General features: G+C 31.3%; 21 protein-coding genes. 2 read left to right on the top strand and 19 right to left on the bottom strand.

The window, feature by feature from the left end:
- Nucleotides 1–10: 10 nt before the first annotated feature.
- Entirely contained in the window at nucleotides 11–829 is an 819-nt protein-coding gene (locus tag OLM52_RS12935; RefSeq protein WP_264548914.1) for a mechanosensitive ion channel family protein, read from the top strand.
- A gap of 5 nt (nucleotides 830–834) precedes the next feature.
- On the opposite strand, the gene tsaB is transcribed toward OLM52_RS12935, so the two are convergent.
- From tsaB to OLM52_RS12920, 3 genes are all read right to left on the bottom strand, one after another.
- On the bottom strand, nucleotides 835–1,494 hold the full coding sequence (gene tsaB / locus OLM52_RS12930; protein ID WP_264548913.1) for a tRNA (adenosine(37)-N6)-threonylcarbamoyltransferase complex dimerization subunit type 1 TsaB: 660 nt from the start codon (nucleotides 1,492–1,494) through the stop codon (nucleotides 835–837).
- Between the two features lie 100 nt (nucleotides 1,495–1,594).
- Nucleotides 1,595–2,917, bottom strand: a complete 1,323-nt coding sequence (locus OLM52_RS12925) for an efflux RND transporter periplasmic adaptor subunit (RefSeq protein ID WP_264548912.1) — start codon at nucleotides 2,915–2,917, stop codon at nucleotides 1,595–1,597.
- 20 nt (nucleotides 2,918–2,937) lie between these two features.
- Nucleotides 2,938–4,260, bottom strand: a complete 1,323-nt coding sequence (locus OLM52_RS12920) for a TolC family protein (RefSeq protein WP_264548911.1) — start codon at nucleotides 4,258–4,260, stop codon at nucleotides 2,938–2,940.
- Between the two features lie 115 nt (nucleotides 4,261–4,375).
- Here OLM52_RS12920 and OLM52_RS12915 point away from each other — a divergent pair, with 115 nt between their 5' ends.
- Nucleotides 4,376–5,767 carry a DUF4403 family protein gene (locus tag OLM52_RS12915; RefSeq protein WP_264548910.1) on the top strand — a complete coding sequence of 464 codons (1,392 nt, stop codon included), beginning with the start codon at nucleotides 4,376–4,378 and terminating at the stop codon, nucleotides 5,765–5,767.
- A gap of 42 nt (nucleotides 5,768–5,809) precedes the next feature.
- On the opposite strand, the gene OLM52_RS12910 is transcribed toward OLM52_RS12915, so the two are convergent.
- From OLM52_RS12910 to sprA, 16 genes are all read right to left on the bottom strand, one after another.
- Nucleotides 5,810–6,076, bottom strand: a complete 267-nt coding sequence (locus OLM52_RS12910) for a hypothetical protein (protein ID WP_264548909.1) — start codon at nucleotides 6,074–6,076, stop codon at nucleotides 5,810–5,812.
- A complete protein-coding gene (locus OLM52_RS12905; RefSeq protein WP_264548908.1) occupies nucleotides 6,066–6,605 on the bottom strand; it encodes a DUF420 domain-containing protein in 540 nt (179 codons plus the stop codon). Before OLM52_RS12905 ends, OLM52_RS12910 begins: the two co-directional genes overlap by 11 nt.
- A gap of 1 nt (nucleotide 6,606) precedes the next feature.
- Complete coding sequence (locus OLM52_RS12900; RefSeq protein WP_264548907.1) at nucleotides 6,607–7,233, bottom strand: SCO family protein; 627 nt, start codon at nucleotides 7,231–7,233, stop codon at nucleotides 6,607–6,609.
- Nucleotides 7,223–7,942 carry a hypothetical protein gene (locus tag OLM52_RS12895; RefSeq protein WP_264548906.1) on the bottom strand — a complete coding sequence of 240 codons (720 nt, stop codon included), beginning with the start codon at nucleotides 7,940–7,942 and terminating at the stop codon, nucleotides 7,223–7,225. Before OLM52_RS12895 ends, OLM52_RS12900 begins: the two co-directional genes overlap by 11 nt.
- 78 nt (nucleotides 7,943–8,020) lie before the next feature.
- Nucleotides 8,021–8,371, bottom strand: coding sequence for a cytochrome C oxidase subunit IV family protein (locus OLM52_RS12890; protein WP_264548905.1), 351 nt, complete (start codon nucleotides 8,369–8,371; stop codon nucleotides 8,021–8,023).
- Between the two features lie 21 nt (nucleotides 8,372–8,392).
- Nucleotides 8,393–9,376 (bottom strand): cytochrome c oxidase subunit 3, encoded by a 984-nt coding sequence (locus OLM52_RS12885; protein ID WP_264548904.1) that lies wholly within the window; start codon nucleotides 9,374–9,376, stop codon nucleotides 8,393–8,395.
- Nucleotides 9,377–9,421: 45 nt separating this feature from the next.
- Nucleotides 9,422–10,009: a heme-copper oxidase subunit III gene (locus OLM52_RS12880; protein WP_264548903.1), complete on the bottom strand. Its 588-nt coding sequence runs from the start codon at nucleotides 10,007–10,009 to the stop codon at nucleotides 9,422–9,424.
- Between the two features lies 1 nt (nucleotide 10,010).
- Nucleotides 10,011–10,913 carry a heme o synthase gene (gene cyoE / locus OLM52_RS12875; RefSeq protein ID WP_264548902.1) on the bottom strand — a complete coding sequence of 301 codons (903 nt, stop codon included), beginning with the start codon at nucleotides 10,911–10,913 and terminating at the stop codon, nucleotides 10,011–10,013.
- Between the two features lie 584 nt (nucleotides 10,914–11,497).
- Nucleotides 11,498–12,262 carry a hypothetical protein gene (locus tag OLM52_RS12870; protein WP_264548901.1) on the bottom strand — a complete coding sequence of 255 codons (765 nt, stop codon included), beginning with the start codon at nucleotides 12,260–12,262 and terminating at the stop codon, nucleotides 11,498–11,500.
- Nucleotides 12,263–12,299: 37 nt separating this feature from the next.
- The gene (locus OLM52_RS12865; protein ID WP_264548900.1) at nucleotides 12,300–14,405 is read right to left on the bottom strand and encodes a capsule assembly Wzi family protein; all 2,106 of its coding nucleotides are present in this window, start codon (nucleotides 14,403–14,405) and stop codon (nucleotides 12,300–12,302) included.
- A gap of 102 nt (nucleotides 14,406–14,507) precedes the next feature.
- On the bottom strand, nucleotides 14,508–15,251 hold the full coding sequence (deoC, locus tag OLM52_RS12860) for a deoxyribose-phosphate aldolase (protein WP_264548899.1): 744 nt from the start codon (nucleotides 15,249–15,251) through the stop codon (nucleotides 14,508–14,510).
- Between the two features lie 77 nt (nucleotides 15,252–15,328).
- Entirely contained in the window at nucleotides 15,329–16,078 is a 750-nt protein-coding gene (locus OLM52_RS12855; protein ID WP_264548898.1) for an energy transducer TonB, read from the bottom strand.
- A gap of 92 nt (nucleotides 16,079–16,170) precedes the next feature.
- Entirely contained in the window at nucleotides 16,171–16,908 is a 738-nt protein-coding gene (locus tag OLM52_RS12850; protein WP_264548897.1) for an energy transducer TonB, read from the bottom strand.
- A gap of 44 nt (nucleotides 16,909–16,952) precedes the next feature.
- Entirely contained in the window at nucleotides 16,953–17,345 is a 393-nt protein-coding gene (locus OLM52_RS12845; protein ID WP_264548896.1) for a VanZ family protein, read from the bottom strand.
- The gene (gcvH, locus tag OLM52_RS12840) at nucleotides 17,314–17,694 is read right to left on the bottom strand and encodes a glycine cleavage system protein GcvH (RefSeq protein WP_264548895.1); all 381 of its coding nucleotides are present in this window, start codon (nucleotides 17,692–17,694) and stop codon (nucleotides 17,314–17,316) included. Before gcvH ends, OLM52_RS12845 begins: the two co-directional genes overlap by 32 nt.
- A 122-nt stretch (nucleotides 17,695–17,816) precedes the next feature.
- A complete protein-coding gene (gene sprA, locus OLM52_RS12835; RefSeq protein WP_264550551.1) occupies nucleotides 17,817–24,959 on the bottom strand; it encodes a cell surface protein SprA in 7,143 nt (2,380 codons plus the stop codon).
- Nucleotides 24,960–25,017 lie beyond the last annotated feature (58 nt).

The raw sequence follows: 25,017 nt of genomic DNA, 5'->3' as shown, positions 1-25,017 counted from the left end.
AAATAGAACCATGACAGCATTAGAAATCCAAAATTATTTCGAAACCATAAAAAATTTAATCCTAGAATACTCTCCAAAGTTTGTAGTGGCAATTCTGATCCTTTTAATTGGACTATGGGCTACTAGTTTTATAACTAAAGCTGCTAAAAAATTAATGGTAAGTCGTAATGTAGAATTAACGCTTTCTAATTTTATTGGAAATTTAATTTTTTGGACCTTGCGTATATTACTCTTTGTTACGGTAATTTCAAAACTTGGCATAGAAACCTCTGCATTTGTAACCATTTTAGGGGCCGCTGGTTTAGCTATCGGTTTATCGCTACAAGGTTCACTTTCCAATTTTGCTGGTGGAATTTTAATTATTCTCTTTAAACCTTTTAGATTGGGTGATTTTATTGAAGCACAAGGTGTATTAGGAACTGTAAAAGATATAAAAATATTTTCTACAGTAATAACATCGCCAGACAACAAACAAATTATAATTCCAAATGCAGCTTTATCAAATGGTGTTATAACAAATTATACTGTCAACGGAATTAGAAGAGTTGATTTAATTCTTTCTGTTGATTATACAACCGATTTACAGTTAGCAAAGTCAACAATAGAAACCGTTTTAAAATCAATTCCTGAAGTATTAAACGAGCCAGAAGCTGCGGTATTTATTACAAATTTAGCCACCAGTTCAATTGATTTTGCTGTTCGCCCATTTACTTTAACTGATAATTATTGGAAAGTAAAATCGGATGTTTTAGAAAAAACTAAACAAGCTTTTGATCAAGTTGGTATCGAAATTCCATATCCACATCAAGTGGAAATTCACAAAGAATAATTTTTTTACTTAGATAAAACGAAATCTTTTAAATAAAAAGGTTCAAAATAAGCAACATCAACAAAGTCTTTTATTTTGAATTTATTAAACGACAATTCACTCATTTCTTTTGCAGAAGGAAATACAGCATCGCTATGAAATATAAATTTCTCATCTGTCAATGTGTTTTTGAATTTTTCAATTCCGTCACCAACTAAATGAATAATTTCTGAAATTTCTTGATAGGATAATTCATCGATTATTTCGGCTTGAGTAGTTCGAATTTGGATGTGATTTTTATCGTAAAAAGCTGAGAAAACTTCCATTCTACGTGCATCAATCATTGGCAGAATAATACCGTTTTCTATTGTGATTTGTTTAGCTAAAAGCTGTAATGTATCTAGTGCAATCAATGGAATATTCAATGCATAACACAACCCTTTTGCCGAAGAAACGCCAATTCGCAAACCTGTGTAAGAACCAGGTCCTTGACTCACCGCAATCGCATTCAAATCTGAAAATTGAATATTATTTTCACTTAAAATTTCTTCTATAAAAACATGTAATTTTTCTGCATGTGAAAAATTTTGTGCTGCTATTTCTTTGCATGCAATAGTTTTTCCGTCTTTAGCCAAGGCTACAGAACAATTTTTTGTGGCGGTTTCTAAATTTAAAATAAGCGACATAATTGATTTTTGAACAGCAAAGTTACTACGTAATCTTTTCTAAAAAAAATAAGACGCTATTTCTAACGTCTTACTTACCCAAATTAACTAATAAGAAATCTTATTTTTCTTTTTTAGTATTGTCTTTTTTATCTTTTTCAGACTCCACTTTTACTTTATCATTTGAAACTAAATCTTTAGAAACAGTGGTATATGGACCAATGATAATTTCTTCACCTGGTTTTAAACCTGATATAATTTCAATATTTGAATCGTCTTGAATACCTGTTTTTACTACACGAAGCTTTGCTTTATCGCCAACCTTAACAAAAACACATTCGAATTTTTTATCACTTTTTGGAGCTGTTCCTTTTTTCTCTTGATCTTCTTTTTCTAACTCCGCAACAATGTCTTTTTTAACAGAAGTAGTATCATCTTTAATTACAACAGCACTAATTGGTACAGCAATAATTTTTTCTTTTCTTTCGGTAATAATATCAACAGTAGCCGTCATTCCTGGTCTAAAAGGCGAATAGTTTTCTGGTTTGCCTTTTAATAAATCTTGATACGATTCTTTTAAAATTCTAACTTTTACTTTAAAGTTAGTTACTTGATCAGCTGTTAACGCCGTACTTGCCGAATTGGAAATACTCGTAACAATTCCTTTAAATTCCCTTTTTAAATACGCATCAACTTCAATTTTAGCCGAATCACCAATGTTTATTTTTACAATATCGTTTTCGTTTACATCTACTTCAACTTCCATGTTGTTTAAGTTCGCAATTCTAAGAATTTCAGTTCCTGTCATTTGTTGCGTTCCTAAAACTCTTTCACCTAATTCAATGTTTAATAACGAAATTGTTCCGTCTGCTGGAGCATAAATTGTAGTTCTTCCTAAGTTATCTTTTGCTTCTGTAACAGTTGCGGAAGCACTTTGTACTTGATAATAAGCCGATTGTTTGTTGGCAACTGCAACTTCATAAGCAGAAACCGCTTTGTCCCATTCTGCTCTTGAAATAATACCTTTGTCAAATAATTTTTTGCTTCTATCATAACTGGCTTTAGCTTCTTTTACTTGTGCATCGGCTTGTGTTAATCCGGCTTTTGTTGTCGACATAGATGCTACTGAACGATTTACTCCTGATTCATATAAATCTGGATTAATTCGTACTAATAAATCGCCTTTTTTTACTTGTTGCCCTTCTTTCACAGGTAATGCAATAACTTCTCCCGAAACTTCAGATGAAATTTTAACTTCAATTTCTGGTTGAATTTTTCCGGTTGCAGAAACGGTTTCAACAATTGTAGTTTGCGCAACTTTTGATAATTCTACAATTTTTGAATCATCATTATTTCCGATAACGCCACCTTTTTTTAGTCCAACTAACAATAAGATTAATCCGATTGCACTTCCTAATAAAATGAATATGGTTTTCTTTGACATGACTTGATATTTGTATTTTGTTATTGTTTTTTGATTAATGGAATTCCGAAATAGAATTCTAATATTTTGGTTCTAAAAATGTAATCGTATTTTGTTCTTATTACTTCTGATTGTGCATTTTCTAATGCAATTGTTGATTGCGAATAATCAAATGCGTTTAATAACCCTACATCATATCTTTCTTTAGAAAAGTCAAATGCTTGTTTACGTGCTTCCAATGTTTTTTGTGCAGCTTCAAACGATTTTTTTGCATTAATTACATCATTATACGCTTGATATACATTACGCTCTAAATCTAATTCGGCTTGTTTTAACTGAAATTCTGTGCGCTCTTGATTGATCTTTGCACGTTGTACTCTTCCTCTTGTTGAAAACCCATTCAAAATTGGAACATTAAGTTGTAATCCAACTGCTGTACCATCAAATAAAGATAATTGATCTACAAAACTAAAAGGTGTGCTTTCTGCCCAACGTGTATTGTATCCAAAGAAACCTGTTAACGTTGGCAAATATGACGAACGCGAAATGGCTACATCTTTTTTGGCAATTGCTACATTAGACATTGCAATTTTTACATCTTTAACAGATTCTTTTGCTTTCGCCAAAATAGCTTCCTGAGTTTCATTAGTCACATTTGAAAGCGGTAAATCTATCGTTTCATCTGAAATATCAAAATTTGCATAATCTTCAATCAATAAAGTTTGACACAATGCAATTTTTGAGATCAGCAAAGCATTTTCAGTGCTAATAATTTGTTGTTGTTGTGTGGCATCCGTTGCTAACAATTCATAAATATCACCTGCCGGAACAGAACCCGCATCAATTAATTCTTGCGTTCTTTTTAAATTTTCTTTTGTAATTAAATTTTGATTTTTTTGAACTTTTAATTGTTCTTTATTGAATAAAATTTGCAAATAAGAATTTGCCACCGAAAGCGCAATATCGTCTTTCATTTTATCTAACCTGTATGAATTTGCTATTTTATTAAGCTTAGCTCTTTGTAGTGTTTTCCAATTTGCCAATCCATTAAACAAAGTAACGTTTGAATTTGCTCCAGCTGATAACGATTTAAAAGTTTCGTTTTGAAACTGATTCGTAACAGGATTAATACTTGCTCCTGTATTGATACTGTAATTAGCATTAGCATTTAAAGTGGGTAAAAAACCACCAACAGCTTCCATTTTCTCAATATCCGAAGTTTTTAAATCCAACTCAGATGATTTAATAGAAATATTATTTTTGATGGCATAATCCACACATTCTTCCAATGTCCATTTTTTCGTTTGTGCCGAAAGTTGAAAACCAATCAGCAATAGAAAAAAGAGTATTTTTTTTGTTATCATTTTATGGGCTTTATTTCTCAATACCAATAAGACCTCTTTTTTTGAATTTTGTTACAGTTATCAATTAAAATTTTACTTTTACATCAAAAAAAAAATCAACTTATATTTTGTGGTGATGAAAACAACTATTGCTTTTACTCTGATCTTTTGCTTGTTTTTACTATTAATTTCTTGTGGAACAACCAATAAAATAGAAGCGCTAAAACCTGCACCTTCAAACAATGCTGCCGTGGTTTACAAAAATAAAACTTCTTTTGTGGCTATGCCTGTTGAAATTACACTTAAGGAAATAGAATATCAGTTGAATAAAAATTTAACTGGATTAATTTATAACGATTCTGTTTTAAGTGATGACAAAACCGAAATGAAAATTTGGAAAACAGCTCCTATCAAGTTAACTGAAAAAGACGGCAATATTGTTTCTGTAATTCCAATGAAAATTTGGGCAAAATTTAAATACGGTACTGATTTTATGGGATTAAATGATACCCGAGAAATCAACTTAAACGGAACCATCACATTAAACAGCAAGACCCATTTAACCAACTGGAAACTTACTACAGTTTCTAAATTAGAAGATTTTGAATGGAGTGAAAGCCCAAGTATTTTAGTTGCAGGAAAAAATGTCCCAATTACTTACATTATTAATCCAACGCTAAGTATTTTTAAATCGAAAATTGCAAAAAAAATTGACAAAGCGATTGACGAAACCTGCGATTTTAAACCACAAGTATTAGTTGTTTTAGAAAAATTAAGCACGCCCTTTTTAACAAGTGAACAATATGAAACTTGGTTTAAAATGGTTCCGATGGAATTGTATGTAACCGAAGCTAAACTATCAAAATCAAAAATCACACTAAACATGGGCTTAAAATGCAACATGCAAACCATGGTGGGGCAAGAGCCTAAAAACGGATTTGATGCTGCTAAAATCATATTAAAACCTGTAGCATCAATACCAGAAAACACAACAGCTTCTGTGGTGGCAGTTTCTACCTATGAAAGCGCAAGTAAAATTGTAACCAAAAATTTTCAAGGTCAAGAATTTGCATCGGGAAGTAGAAAAATTACGGTTCAAAAAGTTGATTTATGGCAAAAAGATGGCAAAATGATTATTGCATTAGATCTTTTAGGAAGTATTAATGGCACGATTTATTTATCAGGAATTCCGAATTATAATTCAATTACAAAAGAAATTTATTTTGACCAAATGGATTATGTTTTGAACACTAAAGGTATTTTAACAAAATCCGCAAATTGGCTTTTGCAAGGAACTATTTTAAGAAAAATTCAGGAAAACTGCCGTTATTCAATAAAAGGAAATTTAGAAGAAGGCAAAAAGAGCATGAATCCGTATTTATCAAATTATTCACCCATGAAAGGCGTTTTTGTCAACGGAACTTTGAACGATTTTGAATTTGAAAAAATTGAATTAACGGATAAAGCCATCATTGCATTCATAACTACTTCTGGGAAAATGAGCATCAGTATTGACGGAATGGAGTAATTCAATTAATGAATTAAGAATTACTTGAAATTGATTTTCTAACTACTTCTTCTTTCCGTAACGCATTTTGTAAATTGCGTATCCTAAAACACCAACTAAAACGTAAGGAATTGCCATTAAATAAACAATTCCGTCATTAACGGCTTCTGCTTTTACACCACCATCTTCGCTTTCCAGAGCAGCACGACACATGGCGCATTGAGCTTGAGTCGAAAGAGAAAAGAAAAAAGAGAAAAGAAAAAAGAAAAATATTTTCATCTTACAACCTCTTTGTTCTATTTTCTTTGTTCTATTTTCTTTAGTGTGCATAATAAGGAGAAATCATTAAATACACCACAACACCTGTAACCGCAACATACAACCAAATTGGAAACGTAATTTTTGCAATGCGTTTGTGCTTATCAAATTGTTCAGACCAAGCTTTAACATAAGTGGTTAACACTAAAGGAATAATGATAACCGATAATAAAATATGAGTGATTAAGATGAAATAATAAATATATTTCGCAATGCCTTCTCCTCCAAATTTTGTAGAATCTGAAGTCATGTGATAGGCAACATACATGGCTAAAAACGCAACAGAACATGCAATTGCGGTTTTCATTAAATTTTCATGTAACTTTCTATTACCGTTTTTAATTGCAACCACAGCACCTATTAAAATAAAGGCTGTTAATCCGTTCGTTGTAGCATAAATTGGCGGTAAGAACGACAATGGTTGTACATCAAAGCCCATTTTTCTTAAGTTTACTCCAAAAAGTAACGCGACTACTACTGGAATTGCTATTGATAAAGCAATGATGACCTTATTATATTTTATTTCTTTTGACTGTTCCATATTATTCTTCTAATAATTTTTTAATATCCTCTTTAATGGCTTGCACGCCATCTGCTTCTAATCCATCATAGTATAAAATTGGATTGCCTTGTGCGTCTTTTCTGCATCTAATTTTCCCTTCTTTATCTACAAGAGCAAACAAACCCGAATGTTCAAATCCGCCAGCTGCTTTATAATTTTCACCAGCAAATAAATTGAATCCTTTGTTGGCTAAATTATAAATATATTCTTTATCACCTGTTAAAAAATGCCAATTATAATGTTTTACACCTAATAAATCCGCGTGTTCCTTTAAAACATTAGGTGTGTCTTGTTTTGGGTCAATTGTGATTGAGACCAATCCAAAACTTGGATTGCCATAAAATTCATCTTGCAATTGCAACATACTTTGATTCATTTTTGGACAAATTGTTGGACAAGTGGAAAAAAAGAATTCTACTACATAGACTTTACCCAAATAATCTTTGTCCGAAATTTTCTTATTATTTTGATTGGTTAATTCGAATGTTGGAACGGGTCCAATTTCAACTAAATCTGATTTTTGGAATTTAGCTATAATTTTTGGGATAGCCCAAATTCCGAAAATCAAAACGATAAATGAAATTCCAATGTATGACTTATTTTTCATTATTATTTTGATTTGCTTTTGTTACATTCTCTTCAATTTTATCTCTAAAAGCGTCTTTTCGTTTATTATTATTTTTTTTCAAAGCTAAACGATATTCACGAAGAATAATTTTTACATCATCGGTCATTTCATTATGCAAATCTGCCGCTGAAATTGTATTGTAACTTTCCTTATATTCCTCTACTCCTTTTCTGTTTTTACCTTTTCTTCCTCTATGATTTAACGCTTTATCAACTATTATAACCGCAGGTGTTCCATAGTTTTCATCTAATTTTCCTGCTAATTTGTAACTATCATAAAATGATTGTATCTCATCAGGCGAAGCAAAAACAAATTTCCAACCCTTCATATCACCTGTAATTGGAGCTAATTCATTAATTATTTGTTTGGCTTTGGCTTCATTTCCTTTTGGGGTAACCATTACCATTTGAAAATCAGTAAAACCTTTATATTTATTATAAATTTTTTGATTTAGGTTAAAAAAATTGCCTCTATTTTCAATTACATTATTTCCTACAAAACCAAGAACTGTAATTTTTCCAGATAATGCTATTTTTGAGCTGTCTAAACTTGTCCAATTTTGAGGAATTTCAGAATTATTTTCAGAAAGTGTTGGTAAAAAAAGTGAATTATGAGAAGCCGTAGAAAATATCAGATAAATCACAATTGGCAAAGCAAAAAGCGATATAAGGACAATTTTATTTTTCATTAGAATAACTAATTTTAGTTCATACAAAAGTAAAAAAAATCCCGATGAAAATCGGGATTATGATATAGAAAACAAATGTTAAAAATTCCACTTGATATGTCCTGTTTTATAAACATCGAAAACATAAGCTCCTTCGATTAAAACGATAAAACATAGATATAAAATTAAGAATACTAATGGTCCAACAATTGACCATCTAAAACCACCCTTTTCACCTTCTAAGTGCATGAAAGCCCACATAATGTAGTATGCTTTTACAATTGTTAAAATGATGAATAACCAGTTTAATAAATTCATCCCTAAAAAGTCATTAAAAAATAAAGCTTTAGGTTTATAGATACCGAATATAACTTCTACAATGGTTACTACTGAAAGTAAACCAAAAACCATCCATATTCTTTTTGTATTTGATTCGTGTGCGTGTGCCATGATATACTTTTAATTAAAATATTATACTAAGTAGAAGAACGTGAATACGAACACCCATACTAAATCGACAAAGTGCCAGTACAATCCAACTTTTTCAACCATTTCGTAACTTTTTCTTTTCTCATAAGTTCCTAACAACACATTAAAGAAAATAATGATATTGATTAAAACTCCTGTAAATACGTGGAATCCGTGGAATCCAGTAATAAAAAAGAAGAAATTGGCAAATAATTTGTTTCCGTATTCGTTTCTAACTAAGTTAGCTCCTTCAACAACATATTTTGTATCTGCTATTCTTTTTAAAGATTCTTCTCTAGATAAAACAACTTTCTTTTTTGTTGCAGGATCGATAGTTTCAACTCTTACTAAAATATCTTCATTCGCTTTGAAACCTTGTATAACTTCATTAGCTGAATGACTTGGAATTGTAGCTTCTCCTACGAACCAAATACCATTATTTTTTTCGTGTTGAACTCTATCTTCTTGCAACACAGCTGCAAATTCACCAAGCGCAACTCTTTCATAGTTTCCATCTGCTCCTTTTTTTACAAATTGTAAAATTGAACCTCCAGAAGTTTCTACTGCACCAAACTCACCTTTGATAAAGTTTTTCCACTCCCAAGCTTGTGAACCTAAGAAGATAAAACCACCCACAATAGTAAGTGCCATGTAAACAGCAACTTTATTTTTTTTCATGTGGTGACCTGCATCTACAGCTAATACCATAGTTACAGAAGAGAAAATTAAGATAAATGTCATTAAAGCCACATAATACATAGGTGCATCTACACCATGTGCAAAAGGAAAGTGGTTAAAAACTTCGTCTGCAATAGGCCAAGTTTCGATGAATTTGAATCTTGAAAAACCATACGCAGCTAAGAATCCTGAAAAGGTTAATGCATCAGATAAGATGAAATACCACATCATCATTTTACCATAGGTTGCTCCTAATGGTCCTGGACCTCCGTCTAAAGCGTGTTCGTTTGAAATAACTGTCGCTCCCATAAATTTTTTAATTGTTAAAAAGTTCCCAAATTTATTATTTTTTTTCTATTTGAAAAAATAGAAAAACAAAAACAAATAAACCCAAATAAAATCCATAAAGTGCCAATACATTGCACTTAGCTCTATACCAAGGGTTTGAGCCGAATTGTATTTTTGTTTATAATGATTATAAATTACAACTAAAAGAGAAATAATTCCTCCTAAAAGATGTGCAATGTGTACTAAAACCGCAATATACAAAAATGAAGTTGTTACATTACTTTCACTTCCTGTAAAAAAATAGCCGTTTTCGATGACTTGACCAAATCCTTTAAACTGTAAAACTATAAATGTTATTCCTAATGCTAGCGTTGAAAGTAATAAAATAGTAGTTTGATTTCTATTCCCTCTTTTCATAGATTGTAATGCGGCATAAAAAGTAAAACTACTCACGAGCATTGCAATTGTACTGATCAAAAAAGCTGTAGGTAATTCAAAATCTTGTAACCAATCTGGACGAGATTTACTTACTACATAGGCACTTGTTAATCCGGCAAAAATCATACAAATACTTATCATTCCAAACCAAAGCAAAAGCTTGTAGGTTTTTCCTTTACGTTCCTGTTCCTCTTCAAATGTCATTCTATTTTCCATCTTATCGTAAAAATTTATCTAAAACATATACAATTTGCAACAAAGATATATAAGAAACACTTACAATCATCAATTTTCTTGCAGCTTTTGCATCCATTTCTTTGTGAAGTTTAAAAGCGTAAAATAACATCCATAATCCTAATAAAACTACTACGACTGTAGCTATTTTGCTTAAAAATAATTTTCCTGTAAATCCAAAAGCTGGAATTACAGAAGCTATAATCATCCAAATGGTATATAAAACGGTTTGTAAAGCAGTTTTTTTGTCTTTCTTACCTGTTGGCAACATAAAGAATCCTGCTTTTTTATAATCATCATATAAAAACCAACCAATTGCCCAAAAATGTGGAAATTGCCAAAAAAATTGAATGATGAATAATGTTCCCGCTTCAATTCCAAAATGACCTGTTGCTGCTACCCAACCCAACATAAACGGAATCGCTCCGGGGAAAGCGCCCACAAAAACCGATAAAGGTGTAACTGTTTTTAAAGGTGTATATAAGCTAACATACATAAAAATCGAAATCGCACCAAACATAGCCGTTTTCGGATTTACGTTGTACAGTATAATTAATCCTAAAATGGTAAGAATAGTTCCTAAAATGAAGGCAAATTGTTTAGACATGCTACCTGAAGGTAACGGACGGTTTTTAGTTCGGTCCATTAAAGTGTCTAAATCTTTTTCAATAATTTGATTGAAAACATTAGAAGCACCCACCATGCAATAACCACCAACAATCAACAAGAACAAAACAGACCATTTAAAAGGCTGTTCGTCGTTGAATCCTAATAAATAACCCGCAAGCGTTGAGACCACAACACTAATTGACAATCGTGCCTTAGTAATCGCCACAAAGTCTTTGTAAAGTGATTTTTTGTTTTGGGGTTGCGTAATGGTTTCCAATGCTTTTTATTTTGCGCTAAATTGCGTGCAAAGATACGATATGAAATTTAGAATTTGGAATTTAGAATTTAGAAAATTCGTTAAAAATTGGGAATTATTGAGTTTGTAATAATAGAAAAGGATAATTACCACAAAAAATCATTCAAAATCTTTATTATTTATTCCTTTTTTATATCTTTTTATTATCTCGTTAGCAAGAGAATCATTTTTAAATTCTCCATTGTAATTGGTGAATATATAAACATTATCTTTTTTAATGATAATACTTGTATGAAGTGATGGGATTATTTTATTTTCTCCATTTTTCGTTTTTACATAAAAATGAATATCTAAAGCTCCTTCAAAAGGCTTAAAATATACATCACTTCCATTTTTTTAAGATTACTTATTTGGCTTACATAATAATCAACTTCCTCTCTGTTTTTAATGGAGACTTCATGAACTGAATCCGAATAAAAATCACTTGAAAATACAATCTTCTCGATAGAATACTCTTTAAAATTTGCATCTCTACATGCAAAAAGGAAAATAGAAAAAATTGTTATGAAGGTTGTTTTTTTCAAACTAAAACTCAACATTGATGATTAATTTTCTACTCGAGGAAAATGAGGCAACAACTGCTTATTCATTTTTTGATTATAAATATTAAAGATATCGATTTTATTGTATTTAAAATATTCTTTTTTTATTAAAACTGTTTCCTTCGTACAAACTTCTTCTAAATCATCAAACTTTAAATCCTGAATGTTTATTTTTTTTCTTTCCTTTTGAGCAAATGAATTAATTTGAAAATAATTTTCAAAAAATAAAATTTCATAATAAGCTAAGTTTATGTCGCCATCTTCCTCCGAATCAAAAAAATAATATTTAGGATTTAATTTGTTATCTAAAAGCATTATTGGAGGATAAATTTCAAAATATAAGTCATATTCAATTCCTTCTTTAGAATATTTTGAACTTCCAGAAGCTAAACATTTAATGTAATAAAACTCATCTGCTTTTTTATTATAAATCAATAAATCTGAAGGAGCGATTGAACCATAGTAACCATTAGGGTTTTGGGAGATGTTTTTAAAATTTTCATCAATGTAATAATTTCCAACAGGTAAAAAAGCAATAAAATTAGAGTCTTCTTTGAGGCTAAACAAATAAGTAGAATCCTTTTCTTTTTTTGAATAATAATAATTTTTACATTCTAATTTTGAATCTAATATATTACCAGATAATTTGAAGTTATCTGGTATTACAAACTTTTTTAAGTTCAATTCAGAAACAAATTCTCTTATAGTCTTTTCTTGACTGAATAATAAAGAATTCGTTAAAAAAAATATTACTATTAGTCTTTTCATATTTTATTTCTATTCTTAAAACTAATTCAGAAATCCACTAATAATCAAAATACCAGTTAAATAAATCACTTCTTAATCCAATTGAAAACCAAATAGTATTTGATTTAACAGTTGCAGCAGTTTCAGCTGTTGGATCAAAATTTCTAAATAAAACATTTCCAAAAACTTTTAAATTTGAAGCTGGATTTACTAAATATCCTACTTGTACATCGGCAATCATAACCGTAGTTTTATTTCCTTGTGCTATTGAAACACCTGTATCATACGGACGATTTTCATCATAATCTAAATAGATGTTTCCACCATAATTAAAAGTGTCGGTTCCGTTATTAAAATCAAAACCACGTTGTCCGTAAATTAATTTTGCATCAGCAAAATATCTTCCTTTATAATAACGTGCTATGGCTACTAATTCTCTGAAATTTGCACCCCAATTGTGTCCCATACTTTGATTATTGTGCCCGTAATTTGTCAAAGGATTACTGTGCGAATACACATAAGGTCGCACTTGATTGTATTCTAATTGCAACAACAAATTTTTAACTTTAAACGCATCATAATACTTTACTCCTACTTGATAACCAAATTTATTTCTCCAACTTTGATTACTTTCTTGCACATCGCCAATTGCAAACTCATCGATTAAAAATTGTCCGTAAAAGTTAATCTGATTATTCCATTTGTATTTTGAGGAAAGTCCTAATACCGCATTTCCAGTTTTTGAAGAAGAACCAAATTCTACTGCTCTGTAAAATATCAATGGGTTTACAAAATTGAAATCAAAACCTCTTTCGTTCGTATTGGTCCAAACTACACTTTCAAAAAACCCAAGATTAAATCGTTTGGTTACATTCCAACTCAAATAATGATTTGCCATGTATTTTGTTGCATAGGTTCCGTCAACCGTAGCTAAATCTCGAACATCTTTTAACCACATATAGGTGTTGGTGTACTTAATTTTCCAAAAAGTAGTATTGATTTTAAAAAACGGATACGGACTTGTGCCATCACCTTGTATGAGAGAACGATATCCGTCACCTAAAAAATTTCTTCCATAACCCAATTGTAGATTAATGAATTGATTTGGTGTGTACTTAATATTAGCTTCTGCCATTGGAAAATCGTAAGCATCTTCCTTAAAGCGTTTTGCAATTCCAATTCCTGGAAGTATTGCAGGATTTCCACCTGATGGTTTTATACTTTCTGCATACGCATTATAATAATCTGCAAAGCGCCCTTGACTTTCAAAAATGGAAGTAGAAAACGTTAATTGTTCGCCTAAACCCCCATCAACTTTTACTCCTCTAGTATTCACAAAAGTATTTGATGCTTCGCTTTCAGTATCTTTTCCAATTCTTACATCTAAAATAGGATTTAGTGAGAACCAATATCCTTCGCCTTGAATGGCTACTAAGTTTTCGTTCCAAAATTTTCTTCCCCACCACGATTCTTTTTGTTTTAAAGCCGATTGGTTTACGGTTTCAAAATCATAATATTTTGCTACTTCATCATAAGAAAAAGGCTTTGAAGCAGTATGATTATTACTTCCAACTTGATTGAGCAAGGCATCAAAAACACCATAATTTTGATGCGAAAACATAATATTTCCCTTGCTTTTGAATTGCGGATTTTCGAAAGGTTTGTATACAATAGCATCATATTCTGACAATTCTTTTGAATTATCAATCAAAAAAGTATTTGTTTTATCTTGAATAACTCCGGTTTTAGAAGAGGACACGTTTGGTTGTTCTAACGGAATTGCAATTTTTAAAGTAAATTTTGAATACGTTTTTCGCCCAGAATAGGTTGCAGGTTTAACTTTTGGTAATAATTCAAAAACACGTTTTGTTTCTGTTTTTAAAGATTCGTAAGGTGCATCAATATATAGAATTTTAAATGTTCCTGTTGTATCTACTTCAAAAAGTGCGATAACATTTCCTTTAAAATTAGCCAATTTTACATCATCTGCAACTTTATAATTTGTATAAATAAAGTTCTGAATTGTGTTATAAAAACAAGCTTCTTGTTGGTCTAAAACAGATGCTTCACATTCCGAAAAAAGTGGAAATTGTTCTCTTGAACTTGTTTGTGCAAAAGTTGTCCATCCAAAAACCAACAACAATAAAATATAATTTTTTTTCATTTGTAGATAATTATTTTTTTCAAAAGGGCTATGGAATCACTTTATCTTCATAGATGTTTGTTCCCGCAAACTTTTTGTTAATGACGATTTCATAAATATTATTTAATAATCATTTTTAGAAATTTCTCCATTTACTATTGTTTTTGCCGCAGATGTTCCAATTCTTTTTACCCCTAACTGAATCATTTCAACAGCTTCTTCATAGGTTCTAACACCACCAGCCGCCTTTACAGGTAATGGAAATGAGTTTTCAAGCATTAGTTTTATAGTAGCAACTGTTGCACCGTTTGGAACTCCTTCGGGCGTTTTATAAAATCCAGTAGATGATTTTACAAATACTTTTTCATAGTCTTTTTCGTTACAGTTTGCAATTACTACATTCTTTATCAAAGCTGATAATTGCACTATTTGATGATCATTTAAAGCTGCAACTTCGATAATCCATTTGACAATTTTATTGTGTTTAAGACCTAATTTAGTCCCTTCTAAAACTTCTTCTTTAACTTTGTCAAACGCTTCATTTTTGAAAGCTTTATAGTCAACTACAAAATCCAAATCATCAGCACCATCATTAATCGCTTGAATAGCTTCTGCTAATTTATCTTCCAGAGTGCCGTCTCCTTCAGGAAAATCAATAACTGTTCCGATGGTAACTTTTGATTTTGCCTTTTGTATCATTTCTTTAGCCAAAGCTACTTTATCTGGTCGAATCATAATCAATTTAAAATTATGATCAATGGCTTCTTGAATACAATTTTTAACTACTTCATTGTTTTTTTCTTCTGATAAATTAGCTTGTTGAGCTGTTTTCAGATAAGTAGCATCTAAATATTGTCTGATTTCCATTTTTAGCAGTATTTGTAATAAGTGGTAAAAATAAAAAAATCCCACTGATGTGGGATGATTTTATGGGTTTATTTTAGTTATTTAATTTTAAACGACACCGGAATACTATATTTAATTCTCACAGGATTTCCTCCTTGTTTTGCTGGTGTAAGTTTTGAAACTTTCTGAACCGCTTTTTCGGCTGCTTTTTGCATTTCAGGCGTTGCTCTCTTGTTATCTATGGCTTTTACATCAATAATTTTACCATTTTCGTCTATAATAAATGATATCAATGCTACACCTTGCTTGCCTTTTTCTAAATCTTTATCAGGGTAAACTGCATTTTTTGCAACGGCTTTTGCCATTTGTTCTTCAAAGCACTTCATTTGCTCGTCTCTTGGCAAACCTTTACATGCAGGAAACATTGGAAGTTCCTCTACGTTAAAAACAGTTGGCGCAGGATTGTTGATTGTACTATTATTCTTTATCGGGTCTACATCCGTTTTTGAAGGAATATTAGTATCTACATTACTTGGATTAGTTTCAACTGGCTTAGTGTCATCTTTTGGAACTTCTTGAAAAGTTTTCTTAAATTGACTAGTGAACTTTGGTTTTGTAATTAATGGTTTTGTTTCGGCTATAGGTTTAGATTGAGGAATTATTCTAAAATCGGTAGGCAACGAAATATCAACTGTTGGAATTGTTTTCGGCACATCTGCTTTTTTAGGTTTTAACTCAAAATTAAATTCTAAAGCAAACAATACTGCTAACATAGTTGCAATAAGTCCTAACTGAAAAAATATAAAGCTATTTTTTGCCTTTTTCGGAAAATCTACATTTGGTCTCATAATATATACAGATTAATAGTTAACAACTTGTTAAATAATCAATACAATATATGTGCCAAAAAAAATCCCAACTTAAAGTTGGGATTTTTTAATTATTGCAATTTAAAAGTAATTGGCACTACGTGTCTAACTTTTACTGCTTTATTTCTTTGTTTACCTGGTTTTAATTGAGGTAATTTTTCAATAATTCTTTTAGCTTCTTTTTCAAGTAATTCTGTCCCTTTAGGACCTTTTACTCTTAACACAGTTACTTTACCGTCAGTACCAATTAAGTATTCAACATTAACTTTTCCTTGTGTACCATCTTCCATAGCTCTTTCAGGATAACTGAAATTCTTTTTGATGTGTTTTTGCATTTGCTCTTGGAAGCAATCAAATTGTTTTGATTTTGGCTCATTTTCACAACCAGGAAATAATGGAACTTGCTCAATTACGGCAAACGGAACTTCATCAGGAATATCATCTCCTGTACTTCCTTCATCACCATAAGAATCCGCTGTTTTAGTTTCTTGTTGTTGAGTATTTTCGTTTGTTTCAGTTTTTTCTATCTTAGTTTCTTTGATTTCAACTTTATTATCCACAACTTGTATTTCAACTGGCGCTGGTGGTGGTGGTGGTGGTAATTTTTGAGCTGGTGGCATAGTCATAATAGCTACATCATCTTCTACAAAATTATCTTCTATAACAAGCTCTACTTTTTCTTCTCTTGGATCTTCCGATTTTAATTCGATTCCAACATATGTTAATAACAAAACTGCAGCTAATCCAATTTGAAAATAAAGCGTGCTATTTCTTTTTGGATCTACGTTTGGATTTTTCTTTACTTCCATGATTTTAATTTTGAGGTGCTAATATAGTTAATAATAGAAATGTTTTAAAATTTTTTTTCAAAAGTTTTATTTTTTAACCAAAATATAACAATCAAAGCTATTAATGCTCCGGCCGAATTAGCCATTACATCATAAATATCAGCTTCTCTGTTTTTTGTTAAAACTCCTTGTAAAACTTCAATAATTATGCCAAAAATAATTACCGCAATAACTATTATAAACTTTAACGACCAGATTTTATACTTTTTTTGTAACGCAAAATTCCAGAGAAGTGTTAAAACAAAATAGAAAATAAAATGTATTGTTTTATCTTTTCCAGGAACTTCAACAGAAGGCATGTTTCCTAAGCTTACTAGACTTGCAATTAATATTACTAATGTCCAAGTTAAAGCTAACAGTACTAAATTAGGCCCCGATAAGAGCTTTATACTCTTCACTTGATAAAAGTGTTTCTATTTGAGAGTCATCTGAAATTTTTACCTTAACCATCCATCCGTCTCCATAAGGGTCTGAATTTACTTTTTCAGGATCTGATTCTAACGAATCATTAAACTCGATAATTTCACCTGAAAGCGGTAAAAATAAATCTGAAACCGTTTTTACTGCTTCAACCGTTCCAAAAACTTCATCTTTATCTAATGTTTGATCTAGTGTTTCAACTTCAACATATACGATATCACCTAATTCTTTTTGGGCAAAATCTGTAATTCCTACTGTTGCAACATCTCCATCAACTAAAACCCACTCGTGGTCTTTTGTGTATTTTAAATTAGCTGGTATATTCATTATTTAGTTTGATTTTATAATTGACAAATGTAATCGTAATTATTGAAATGTAAAATATGTTTTTTGTTATTTTTTTAAATGAAATAAAAAAACCTGCATTCTAAAATACAGGTCTTAAGCTTTTAATTTCCAAAGTTATAGCGTAATGTGAATCCAGATCTTATATTGGTTATTGGAAATGAAGTTGAAATAACCGCTTGAGAAAATTGATGATCATAGAAAAATATAGCTGTTAAATTTTTACTGAAAGAATAATCAGCTGTTAATTTAATAGACCACATATCTTGTCCACCACCCAATTGATTGTTATCATAATCTAAGTAACGAACAATAGTATTGTTTTTACGAAGTGAAAAATCAGCTTTTATATTGATATCGCTTTTTATTACTCCAGAAACGTTGTCTGCTAATGCTGAATTAATCGTTACATCTTTAATTCTATACCCTAAACCAATTATGTACTCATTTCCTGAAACTTCAGTTAATAAATTGTTATCAAAACTCATGTTTAAAGTTCTATCTTTTTTAATTTCAGCCAATATTTTGAATGAATTTTTCAAAGTCATATCTACTTTCACTAACGGATTGAATTGTTCTGCTAAATTCACATTTGAAATTAATTTATTTGCATAGAAATTACCATTCACATCCGTTGGAGTTGTGTTTAAATTTGATCGAAACGCATTGATGTTATAACTTGCTCTGTAACCGTGCTGGATAGAGAACGTTTTAAATTTGTCTTTAAACCATTTATAGCGCATTAAACCTGTATACTTAACATTCCAATTAGGAAGTGGAATATCTCTAAACACTCCTGTTGAAACTTTATTAGCATCTTTTCCTGAATAAGCTGCTATAAAGGAAGGCAGTAATACTTGTTGACTATTTTTACCATAACCAATTGGATATCCTTCAGCATCTCTTGGAAAAGGTGCTCCTCCATAATAACTATTTGCTAATCTATCTGCAACTTTTAATCGATTATCTCTAAAATCTTGAAAAGCTTCAGAGAAATTTACATCACTTTGAGAAAAAGCTGTTTTAATTAATATTGTTGAAATATTAAAATTACCAAAATCATATGGAGAACGAGAGTTATATTGTCCTGAAGTTACATCATACTGTTCAGAAAAATTATACGCATATCTTCTATCGCCTGACAAAGTAATTTTTAAATCTGAAAAAGGTTCTAACTCTGCGGTAAAAGTCATTTCCTTATTTTTTACTTGTGTAAAATTTTGATTAAATTCTGGAAAAGAAGTTAACCAACCATTTCTAGCCGCTTCATATCTTACATCTGCTTGACTTCCAAAAACAAATCCTAACGTAGGTTTTGAAGAACCAAAAAATCCTAATCCTGGAAGATACCCTGGAAGAACTGTTCCTTCATTTTGTACAAAAGTAGTTTGAATTGTTTTCACACTAGTTATTAAACCAATCAATCCACTTACAAAAATATTTCTTTCGGTACTTATATTTTTATTCTCTGCTACCACTTTTTGTCCTGGCTTTGGTGCTTCTTTTTTATCTTTATTTGTTTTGTTTTTTGATTTATTGGATTTATTTTTTGTCAGACCAACATATTTGTAAAACATATCCATTGTAAAAGTTGTGTTCAATTTATGCGAACTAGCATTTTGAATGGTGTTTCCTAAAGCATAAATTGTTCCGTCTTCAGCTTGAATGGTTGAAAAAGCATCAGAAGCACGTTGCCAGTTATAATCACCTGTATAAATATAAGTTGATTTAATAAAAGCTAATGCTGGAATTTTATTTATTGGCAAATCATAATTTACAACTAGTTGTTGATTGTGTTGATTCGATTGACCAATATCCCAATAATCATCCCAAATATCAAGTCCGTCGATAGGCAAATTATTTTCATCTAAATAATTACGAACAATATTATTAGATGATGCAGTATAATTTACACGCAATGACTTTGTAATGTTATAATTAAAGCCATATTGATAATTGAAGAAATAATTGCGTCGATATAAATCGCCAAGTCCAATTCCTTGCACATCAACTAATCTAAAACGTTGCTTGTTAAACTGACGTAAAATCGTAGAACTAAAATTGATATTTGTTGGTAAGAAATTGAAATTGAAATCGCTCAACATTTTATAATACCCATTTTTCTTAAGCGTTTTAGAATTCTTAAAAGGTTCTACTGTTAATGGTTTAAATGAATATGCATAATCAACAGATGTTCTGTTTTGTTTGTCTTGTAAACTTTCAATTTCATAATCATGGTGCTCCATTTCATTAAGCGAGTAAGAAAGTGTTAGATTTTCTACATCGTAAAAATGAGATTTTTTTTCAGGATTTTTTTCTTTTCTAACCCCAATAAAATTAATACTTGTTCGCTTTGTATAATCTATCGCTCTATTTTCAATATTAGCTCTTTCTGAAGCATCATCAGTGATATCTAATAATTTATCCAACTCAATATCTTGATAAAATGGATCAAATTTTGGCGTAATTGTTTCTTCTCCCACCGCATAATTGAATGGTAAGGTAATTCCCCATTTTTTTGGCAATAGCTTTCCAAGGTTTAGATTAGTCACTATATCGTATTGAAAAACATCTTCTCTGCTTCTTTCGTTTGGACCTTGTTCTAGGGAGCCAAATCCAATGGTACTAACTCTTGTAGTAGCTGAAATATTTGCAAAATCTGCTAGATTAGTATCCATATTAGCAATTGCGGCATAGCCTCCTTTGTTGTCCATGTCAGACATTCGAAGTTCGTTAAACCAAACTTCCCCGCGTTTTATATCACCCGATTTGTTTTTAACCCCAATCATTAAAGTTCTAACTAATCCAAAATTTGGATTTCCTTTAATTCCAAGAGTTAATCGATTATTTGACGAACCAATTTCTGGATTTTCTTCTTCTATAAAACCAATACCATTTGCATCAACGACAATGTTTGGATTGTTTTGAAGTTTTAAAATTTTTAATGTAGTTAAAAAATCTAATGGTACCGTTATTTCATTTTCTTCTGGCCAGATTGCTTCTGCAGTTGAAGCTGTAAATGGAGAAACTTTTAATGGCATTTCTACTTGATAAAAGTTTTCGGTAAAATCGTTTCCAAATCTAATAAAAGCTACTAATTCATCATCTTGTAAACCATCTGCTGCAGGCGGATTTCCCGTTCCAGGTAATGGCAAAGCTTCTGCATGTAAAAACATTCTAAGCTTTTTAAATTGACGCATATCCACATTTACATTTTTGAAAACTGCTCTAGAATCTCCAGCTTCTAATCCGTTAACAAAGCCTCCTAATTTATCATAAACTCTTAAAGAAAGAGATTGTTCGTTTTGATTGATAACGGTATTATTATTATATAATTGCTCGCGAACAACACCTGGTGGAGTAACATAATTTATTGGACTTCTGTTTCCGTTTTCTTGAATATTTAAAGCTACAACATCAAATCCTGTTTCATCATCATCTACGTTAGTATCATTAACATCTAAAGAACTTGTAAATCTTCTCCATTCTCCTCTAACTAAATCAAGGGCTCCAAATCTAAGTGTTACTTCTTCTTTAAATCCAGCCATATACATTCGCATGAAACGAATAGAACGAAAATCAGAAATTGGCCCTACTTTATTGGCATCGGTAAATTCTAGGATTGGAATTTTATATAAAATCCATCGTACTCTACCTGTTTCACCATTTGGTAAGTCTACATTATTATCTTCTCTAAAATCGGCAATGTAATTTTGACCAACAGGAACTCCTCCGTCAGGATAATATTCAATTGGCACTTCAAATTTAAAATAGGCATTAATCGTGTTCATAGTGTTGTCACGATTAACATCTTCTACATCTGGATATGTGGTGTTTCCTCTGTTTGTATCTGTAACATTTACAGGTGAATTTCCTTGATTACCGTTGTAATCTCTGTAGCGTTCAACAACACTTCCGCCTGTATTTAAATAGAAATTATAATTATCGGCTGCCGGGTCGGGTTGTCCTGCAAAATCAGGATATTTTACTGCTTCATCTGCATCCAATAAACCATCAAAACCTGCATCTTGAACATTTCTATTTGCTTCAGAAGTATCAAAGGCATAAATCAACGATTGTGAAGCTGGAACTTGACCCCATTGAGTTGCAATTGTTGGGCTTGCAGAACCTACCTCTGGAAGTCCGTTTTCATACAATTTTTTACCATCTCTTAAAACATCTTCAGCTATTTCACCTAAATTAAATACTATTTTACCTGTATTTGTTTGATCTGCAACATCGCCAGGATTACCGTAATAAGGATCCATCACCCAAAATTGTATGTATTCAACGTTCGATTGTTCAAAATTTGTTGAATTAATCGCTCGCATGATTCCTGCCCAATTATCTGGAGCATCTGTGTCGCTAAATTGATTGGTAGTTGCTAAAGCTGGATTAAAATTATAAGGCCCTCTATCTTTTGGAAAATACGTTAAATCTAAAGTACTTATAACGTTAGTTTGTCCTTGAGCTATATCGGTAACTGGGTATAATTCTCTACTAAAAACGCGTCGGGTTTTATTAAATGATAAATCATCGTCTGAGATTCCTCCTGGCGGTTGTGTATAAAAAATTGGGTCAATAGAATACCAAGACATTTTGGCTCTTTTGTAACCAATACTTAACACATCTACCGGCGGTTCATTTGAAGTCGGATCACCATCAAAATTTTCTTCCAAAGGCACACTAGCTAAACTCCATGATAAAGGAGAGCGCATATCTATGGTTGATTGAGAACCCTCGAAATCATCAATATAAGTTGTTGCTTCACCATTAAATTGATCCGTTTTAGACGCACCAGGTTTTAGGTAAGCAAACTCACCTCTAAACGATATATTTGAAGGAACATCCGTATCAATGTTTGGTAATTTATTTACTAATCGAGTTAAAAATGGAACCTCAGTTGAAAAATTAGTATTCAATCCAAAAATAGAATTATTAACAGACTCTTGACCATAATTCGATTTTGTTGTAAATGGTCGTTCAGACATGTTTAAAAATGTGGCTCCTACCAGAAATTTTTCATTGAATTTATGTTCCACATTAATACCCCAAAATCTTCTTGTTTGTTGTCCAAATACTGAATTATTTTCAACAGAAACCTCAATTGGTGTATTTGAAGCTTGCAACGAAGGGTCAATAATATTTACTTTCCCTAATTGGTAATTAACCGTATAATCTACCCCTTCAACCAAGATTCTTCCGCCAGCAGTAACCACAACTGAACCTTGAGGCACATTGAAAGCTCCTATAGAAATACCGTCGCCCCCCATTGATTTAAAACGACCTTTTAATTGGAATTTATTTTTTGCACTTTCTTGTAAAGCTGCTGCTTGCGTAGTTTTATATAAATTTCTAAAAACGTACTTTGTTTGATTCGTGTTATAAATTGTTCCATCATAATCCTCCGAGGCATTTAGTCTTAATTTTTCAAATAAATGTTCTCCAAATGGCTCTACGGTTGTAAAAATAATTCTTCCCTTTTGCGTGTCTACTGTTTGCCCTTCGATAAAATCAAAAAAACCATCTCCTCCTTCTTGAGGATCGTTGGTGTAGTTTAATTTATCTACATTAAACACTTTTAATAACGGTGTTTCTTGAACATCAGCAGGCAGCGGATCTACTCCAGCTTCAGTAATATAATTCAAAGGAGATGGATCCGTATATAAAATATTAAATTTAAAATCTTCTTGTTGCAATTGATAACCTCCAGGAATTTGATAAATATTTTTCATCATTAAATCCCAAGCTGGCTCACTTACAACAACCAAGTTAGATTTCAACATTTTTAGCAATAATGCTTGAGAAGAAGGTACTCCTCCTGAATCAACATTTGTTGCATCAACTCCATCGGTACCAAATTCTCCTACTTGATATACTTGATCTCCAATAGTATATTGATAAGCAACTGCTAATACTTCATCATTAGTTAATTTTTGGTTTAACGAAAGATAACCCAATTGAGTGTGAAAAGTATATTCTGAGGCAGATAATTTCCTAGCATTTTCAAGTTTTGCAAAGTCTATCCCTTCCGCCATTCCTGCGTTATTGAAACCATTCAGCGCTGTTGAAACGTCTCTTATACTGCTGTTTAAAAAATTACTTCCAATATTATTTGGATCAAATTTATTATTAGCATTATTAGATGGAGAATCTGGAGAAACATTAAAAAAACCAGGATCTGCTACACCGACAACTTCATCGTCTGGTGAACCAAAAAGCTGCGACTCTCCTAAATCTTGAAGCGCCACAATATTTCTTAAATTATTTTCGGTTGTACTAACTCTATTTTGTTTATTCGTTACCCAAACCTCAATTCGAGTAATTTGTACGCGTGAATTAATATATGGATAAGTTTCTAAAGCTTTATCATAACGATCTCTAAAATATTGTGATAAAAAATAGTGTCTATCAGCATCATAATCCAAGGCAAACATTTCAAAATCTTGAAGTGTTCCTCCTCCTTGAGAAGTTACAGATTTTGTTTGTGATTTTTGTTCCGAGAAAACACCTGTAAATGTTGTTTTACCAAATTGTAGTTGAGCTTTGACACCAAACAAACTTTGCGCACCTCGAACTAAAGAATTTGAAAGTGGAAAACTAACATTTCCTACTTCAATTTTTTGGATGATATCATCTTCTGTTGGAGCGTATTCTAATTTAATTAAATTTTGAAAAGCAAAAGTAGATTGTGTATCATAATTAATATTAACATTCAAGCGTGTTCCAACTTTACCTTGTAAACCAACACTAATTCTTTGATCAAAATCAAAACTTGTTGTTGTTCTATTTCTAGGTGAAAAAGCGGGGTTGTCTTGCTTTGTAAATCTTACTCCTAAGTCTAAGTCTACTGTTCCTGTTGGTTTTACATCTATTGTATTACTTCCAAAAATGCTTTCGAAAAATTTTGAATTTACATAATATTTTGGCAATAAGTCTTTTTTAGCAGCATCAGAACCTGCTTTTTGACCATCAATAGCTGCTGACTTCTGTTGATAATACTTTCGCATTTCTTCACGAAGTATTAATTCTTGATATTGCTTTGGCGTAAGAATCAAAGGATATTTAATATTAAAATCACCAACTGTATTGGTATAAATATATCTATCTGTTGCTGAATTGTAAGTATATAATTCAGCTATACTTATGGGATTTGGTAATTTTATGGTACCTAAATCAACACCGGTTTGCAAAGTATCTTGCTCCTCATCATCTACTTGAGCCTGTAGTGAAAAAGAAAACAACATTACGATGAATGCAAGACTATATTTTATATTACCTATTGCTTTTGTTGCTGTTTTTTCC

This window comes from Flavobacterium sp. N2820, assembly GCF_025947285.1.
GTDB lineage: Bacteria > Bacteroidota > Bacteroidia > Flavobacteriales > Flavobacteriaceae > Flavobacterium.
This window is presented reverse-complemented; position numbering and strand designations above follow the sequence as displayed.

What these genes read in the sequence shown, in the direction of transcription:
- OLM52_RS12935 (WP_264548914.1), top strand. Translation starts at nt 11, where the DNA reads ATGACAGCATTAGAAATCCAAAATTATTTCGAAACCATAAAAAATTTA.
- tsaB (WP_264548913.1), bottom strand. Translation starts at nt 1,494, where the DNA reads ATGTCGCTTATTTTAAATTTAGAAACCGCCACAAAAAATTGTTCTGTA.
- OLM52_RS12925 (WP_264548912.1), bottom strand. Translation starts at nt 2,917, where the DNA reads ATGTCAAAGAAAACCATATTCATTTTATTAGGAAGTGCAATCGGATTA.
- OLM52_RS12920 (WP_264548911.1), bottom strand. Translation starts at nt 4,260, where the DNA reads ATGATAACAAAAAAAATACTCTTTTTTCTATTGCTGATTGGTTTTCAA.
- OLM52_RS12915 (WP_264548910.1), top strand. Translation starts at nt 4,376, where the DNA reads ATGAAAACAACTATTGCTTTTACTCTGATCTTTTGCTTGTTTTTACTA.
- OLM52_RS12910 (WP_264548909.1), bottom strand. Translation starts at nt 6,076, where the DNA reads ATGCACACTAAAGAAAATAGAACAAAGAAAATAGAACAAAGAGGTTGT.
- OLM52_RS12905 (WP_264548908.1), bottom strand. Translation starts at nt 6,605, where the DNA reads ATGGAACAGTCAAAAGAAATAAAATATAATAAGGTCATCATTGCTTTA.
- OLM52_RS12900 (WP_264548907.1), bottom strand. Translation starts at nt 7,233, where the DNA reads ATGAAAAATAAGTCATACATTGGAATTTCATTTATCGTTTTGATTTTC.
- OLM52_RS12895 (WP_264548906.1), bottom strand. Translation starts at nt 7,942, where the DNA reads ATGAAAAATAAAATTGTCCTTATATCGCTTTTTGCTTTGCCAATTGTG.
- OLM52_RS12890 (WP_264548905.1), bottom strand. Translation starts at nt 8,371, where the DNA reads ATGGCACACGCACACGAATCAAATACAAAAAGAATATGGATGGTTTTT.
- OLM52_RS12885 (WP_264548904.1), bottom strand. Translation starts at nt 9,376, where the DNA reads ATGGGAGCGACAGTTATTTCAAACGAACACGCTTTAGACGGAGGTCCA.
- OLM52_RS12880 (WP_264548903.1), bottom strand. Translation starts at nt 10,009, where the DNA reads ATGGAAAATAGAATGACATTTGAAGAGGAACAGGAACGTAAAGGAAAA.
- OLM52_RS12870 (WP_264548901.1), bottom strand. Translation starts at nt 12,262, where the DNA reads ATGAAAAGACTAATAGTAATATTTTTTTTAACGAATTCTTTATTATTC.
- OLM52_RS12865 (WP_264548900.1), bottom strand. Translation starts at nt 14,405, where the DNA reads ATGAAAAAAAATTATATTTTATTGTTGTTGGTTTTTGGATGGACAACT.
- deoC (WP_264548899.1), bottom strand. Translation starts at nt 15,251, where the DNA reads ATGGAAATCAGACAATATTTAGATGCTACTTATCTGAAAACAGCTCAA.
- OLM52_RS12855 (WP_264548898.1), bottom strand. Translation starts at nt 16,078, where the DNA reads ATGAGACCAAATGTAGATTTTCCGAAAAAGGCAAAAAATAGCTTTATA.
- OLM52_RS12850 (WP_264548897.1), bottom strand. Translation starts at nt 16,908, where the DNA reads ATGGAAGTAAAGAAAAATCCAAACGTAGATCCAAAAAGAAATAGCACG.
- gcvH (WP_264548895.1), bottom strand. Translation starts at nt 17,694, where the DNA reads ATGAATATACCAGCTAATTTAAAATACACAAAAGACCACGAGTGGGTT.
- sprA (WP_264550551.1), bottom strand. Translation starts at nt 24,959, where the DNA reads ATGTTGTTTTCTTTTTCACTACAGGCTCAAGTAGATGATGAGGAGCAA.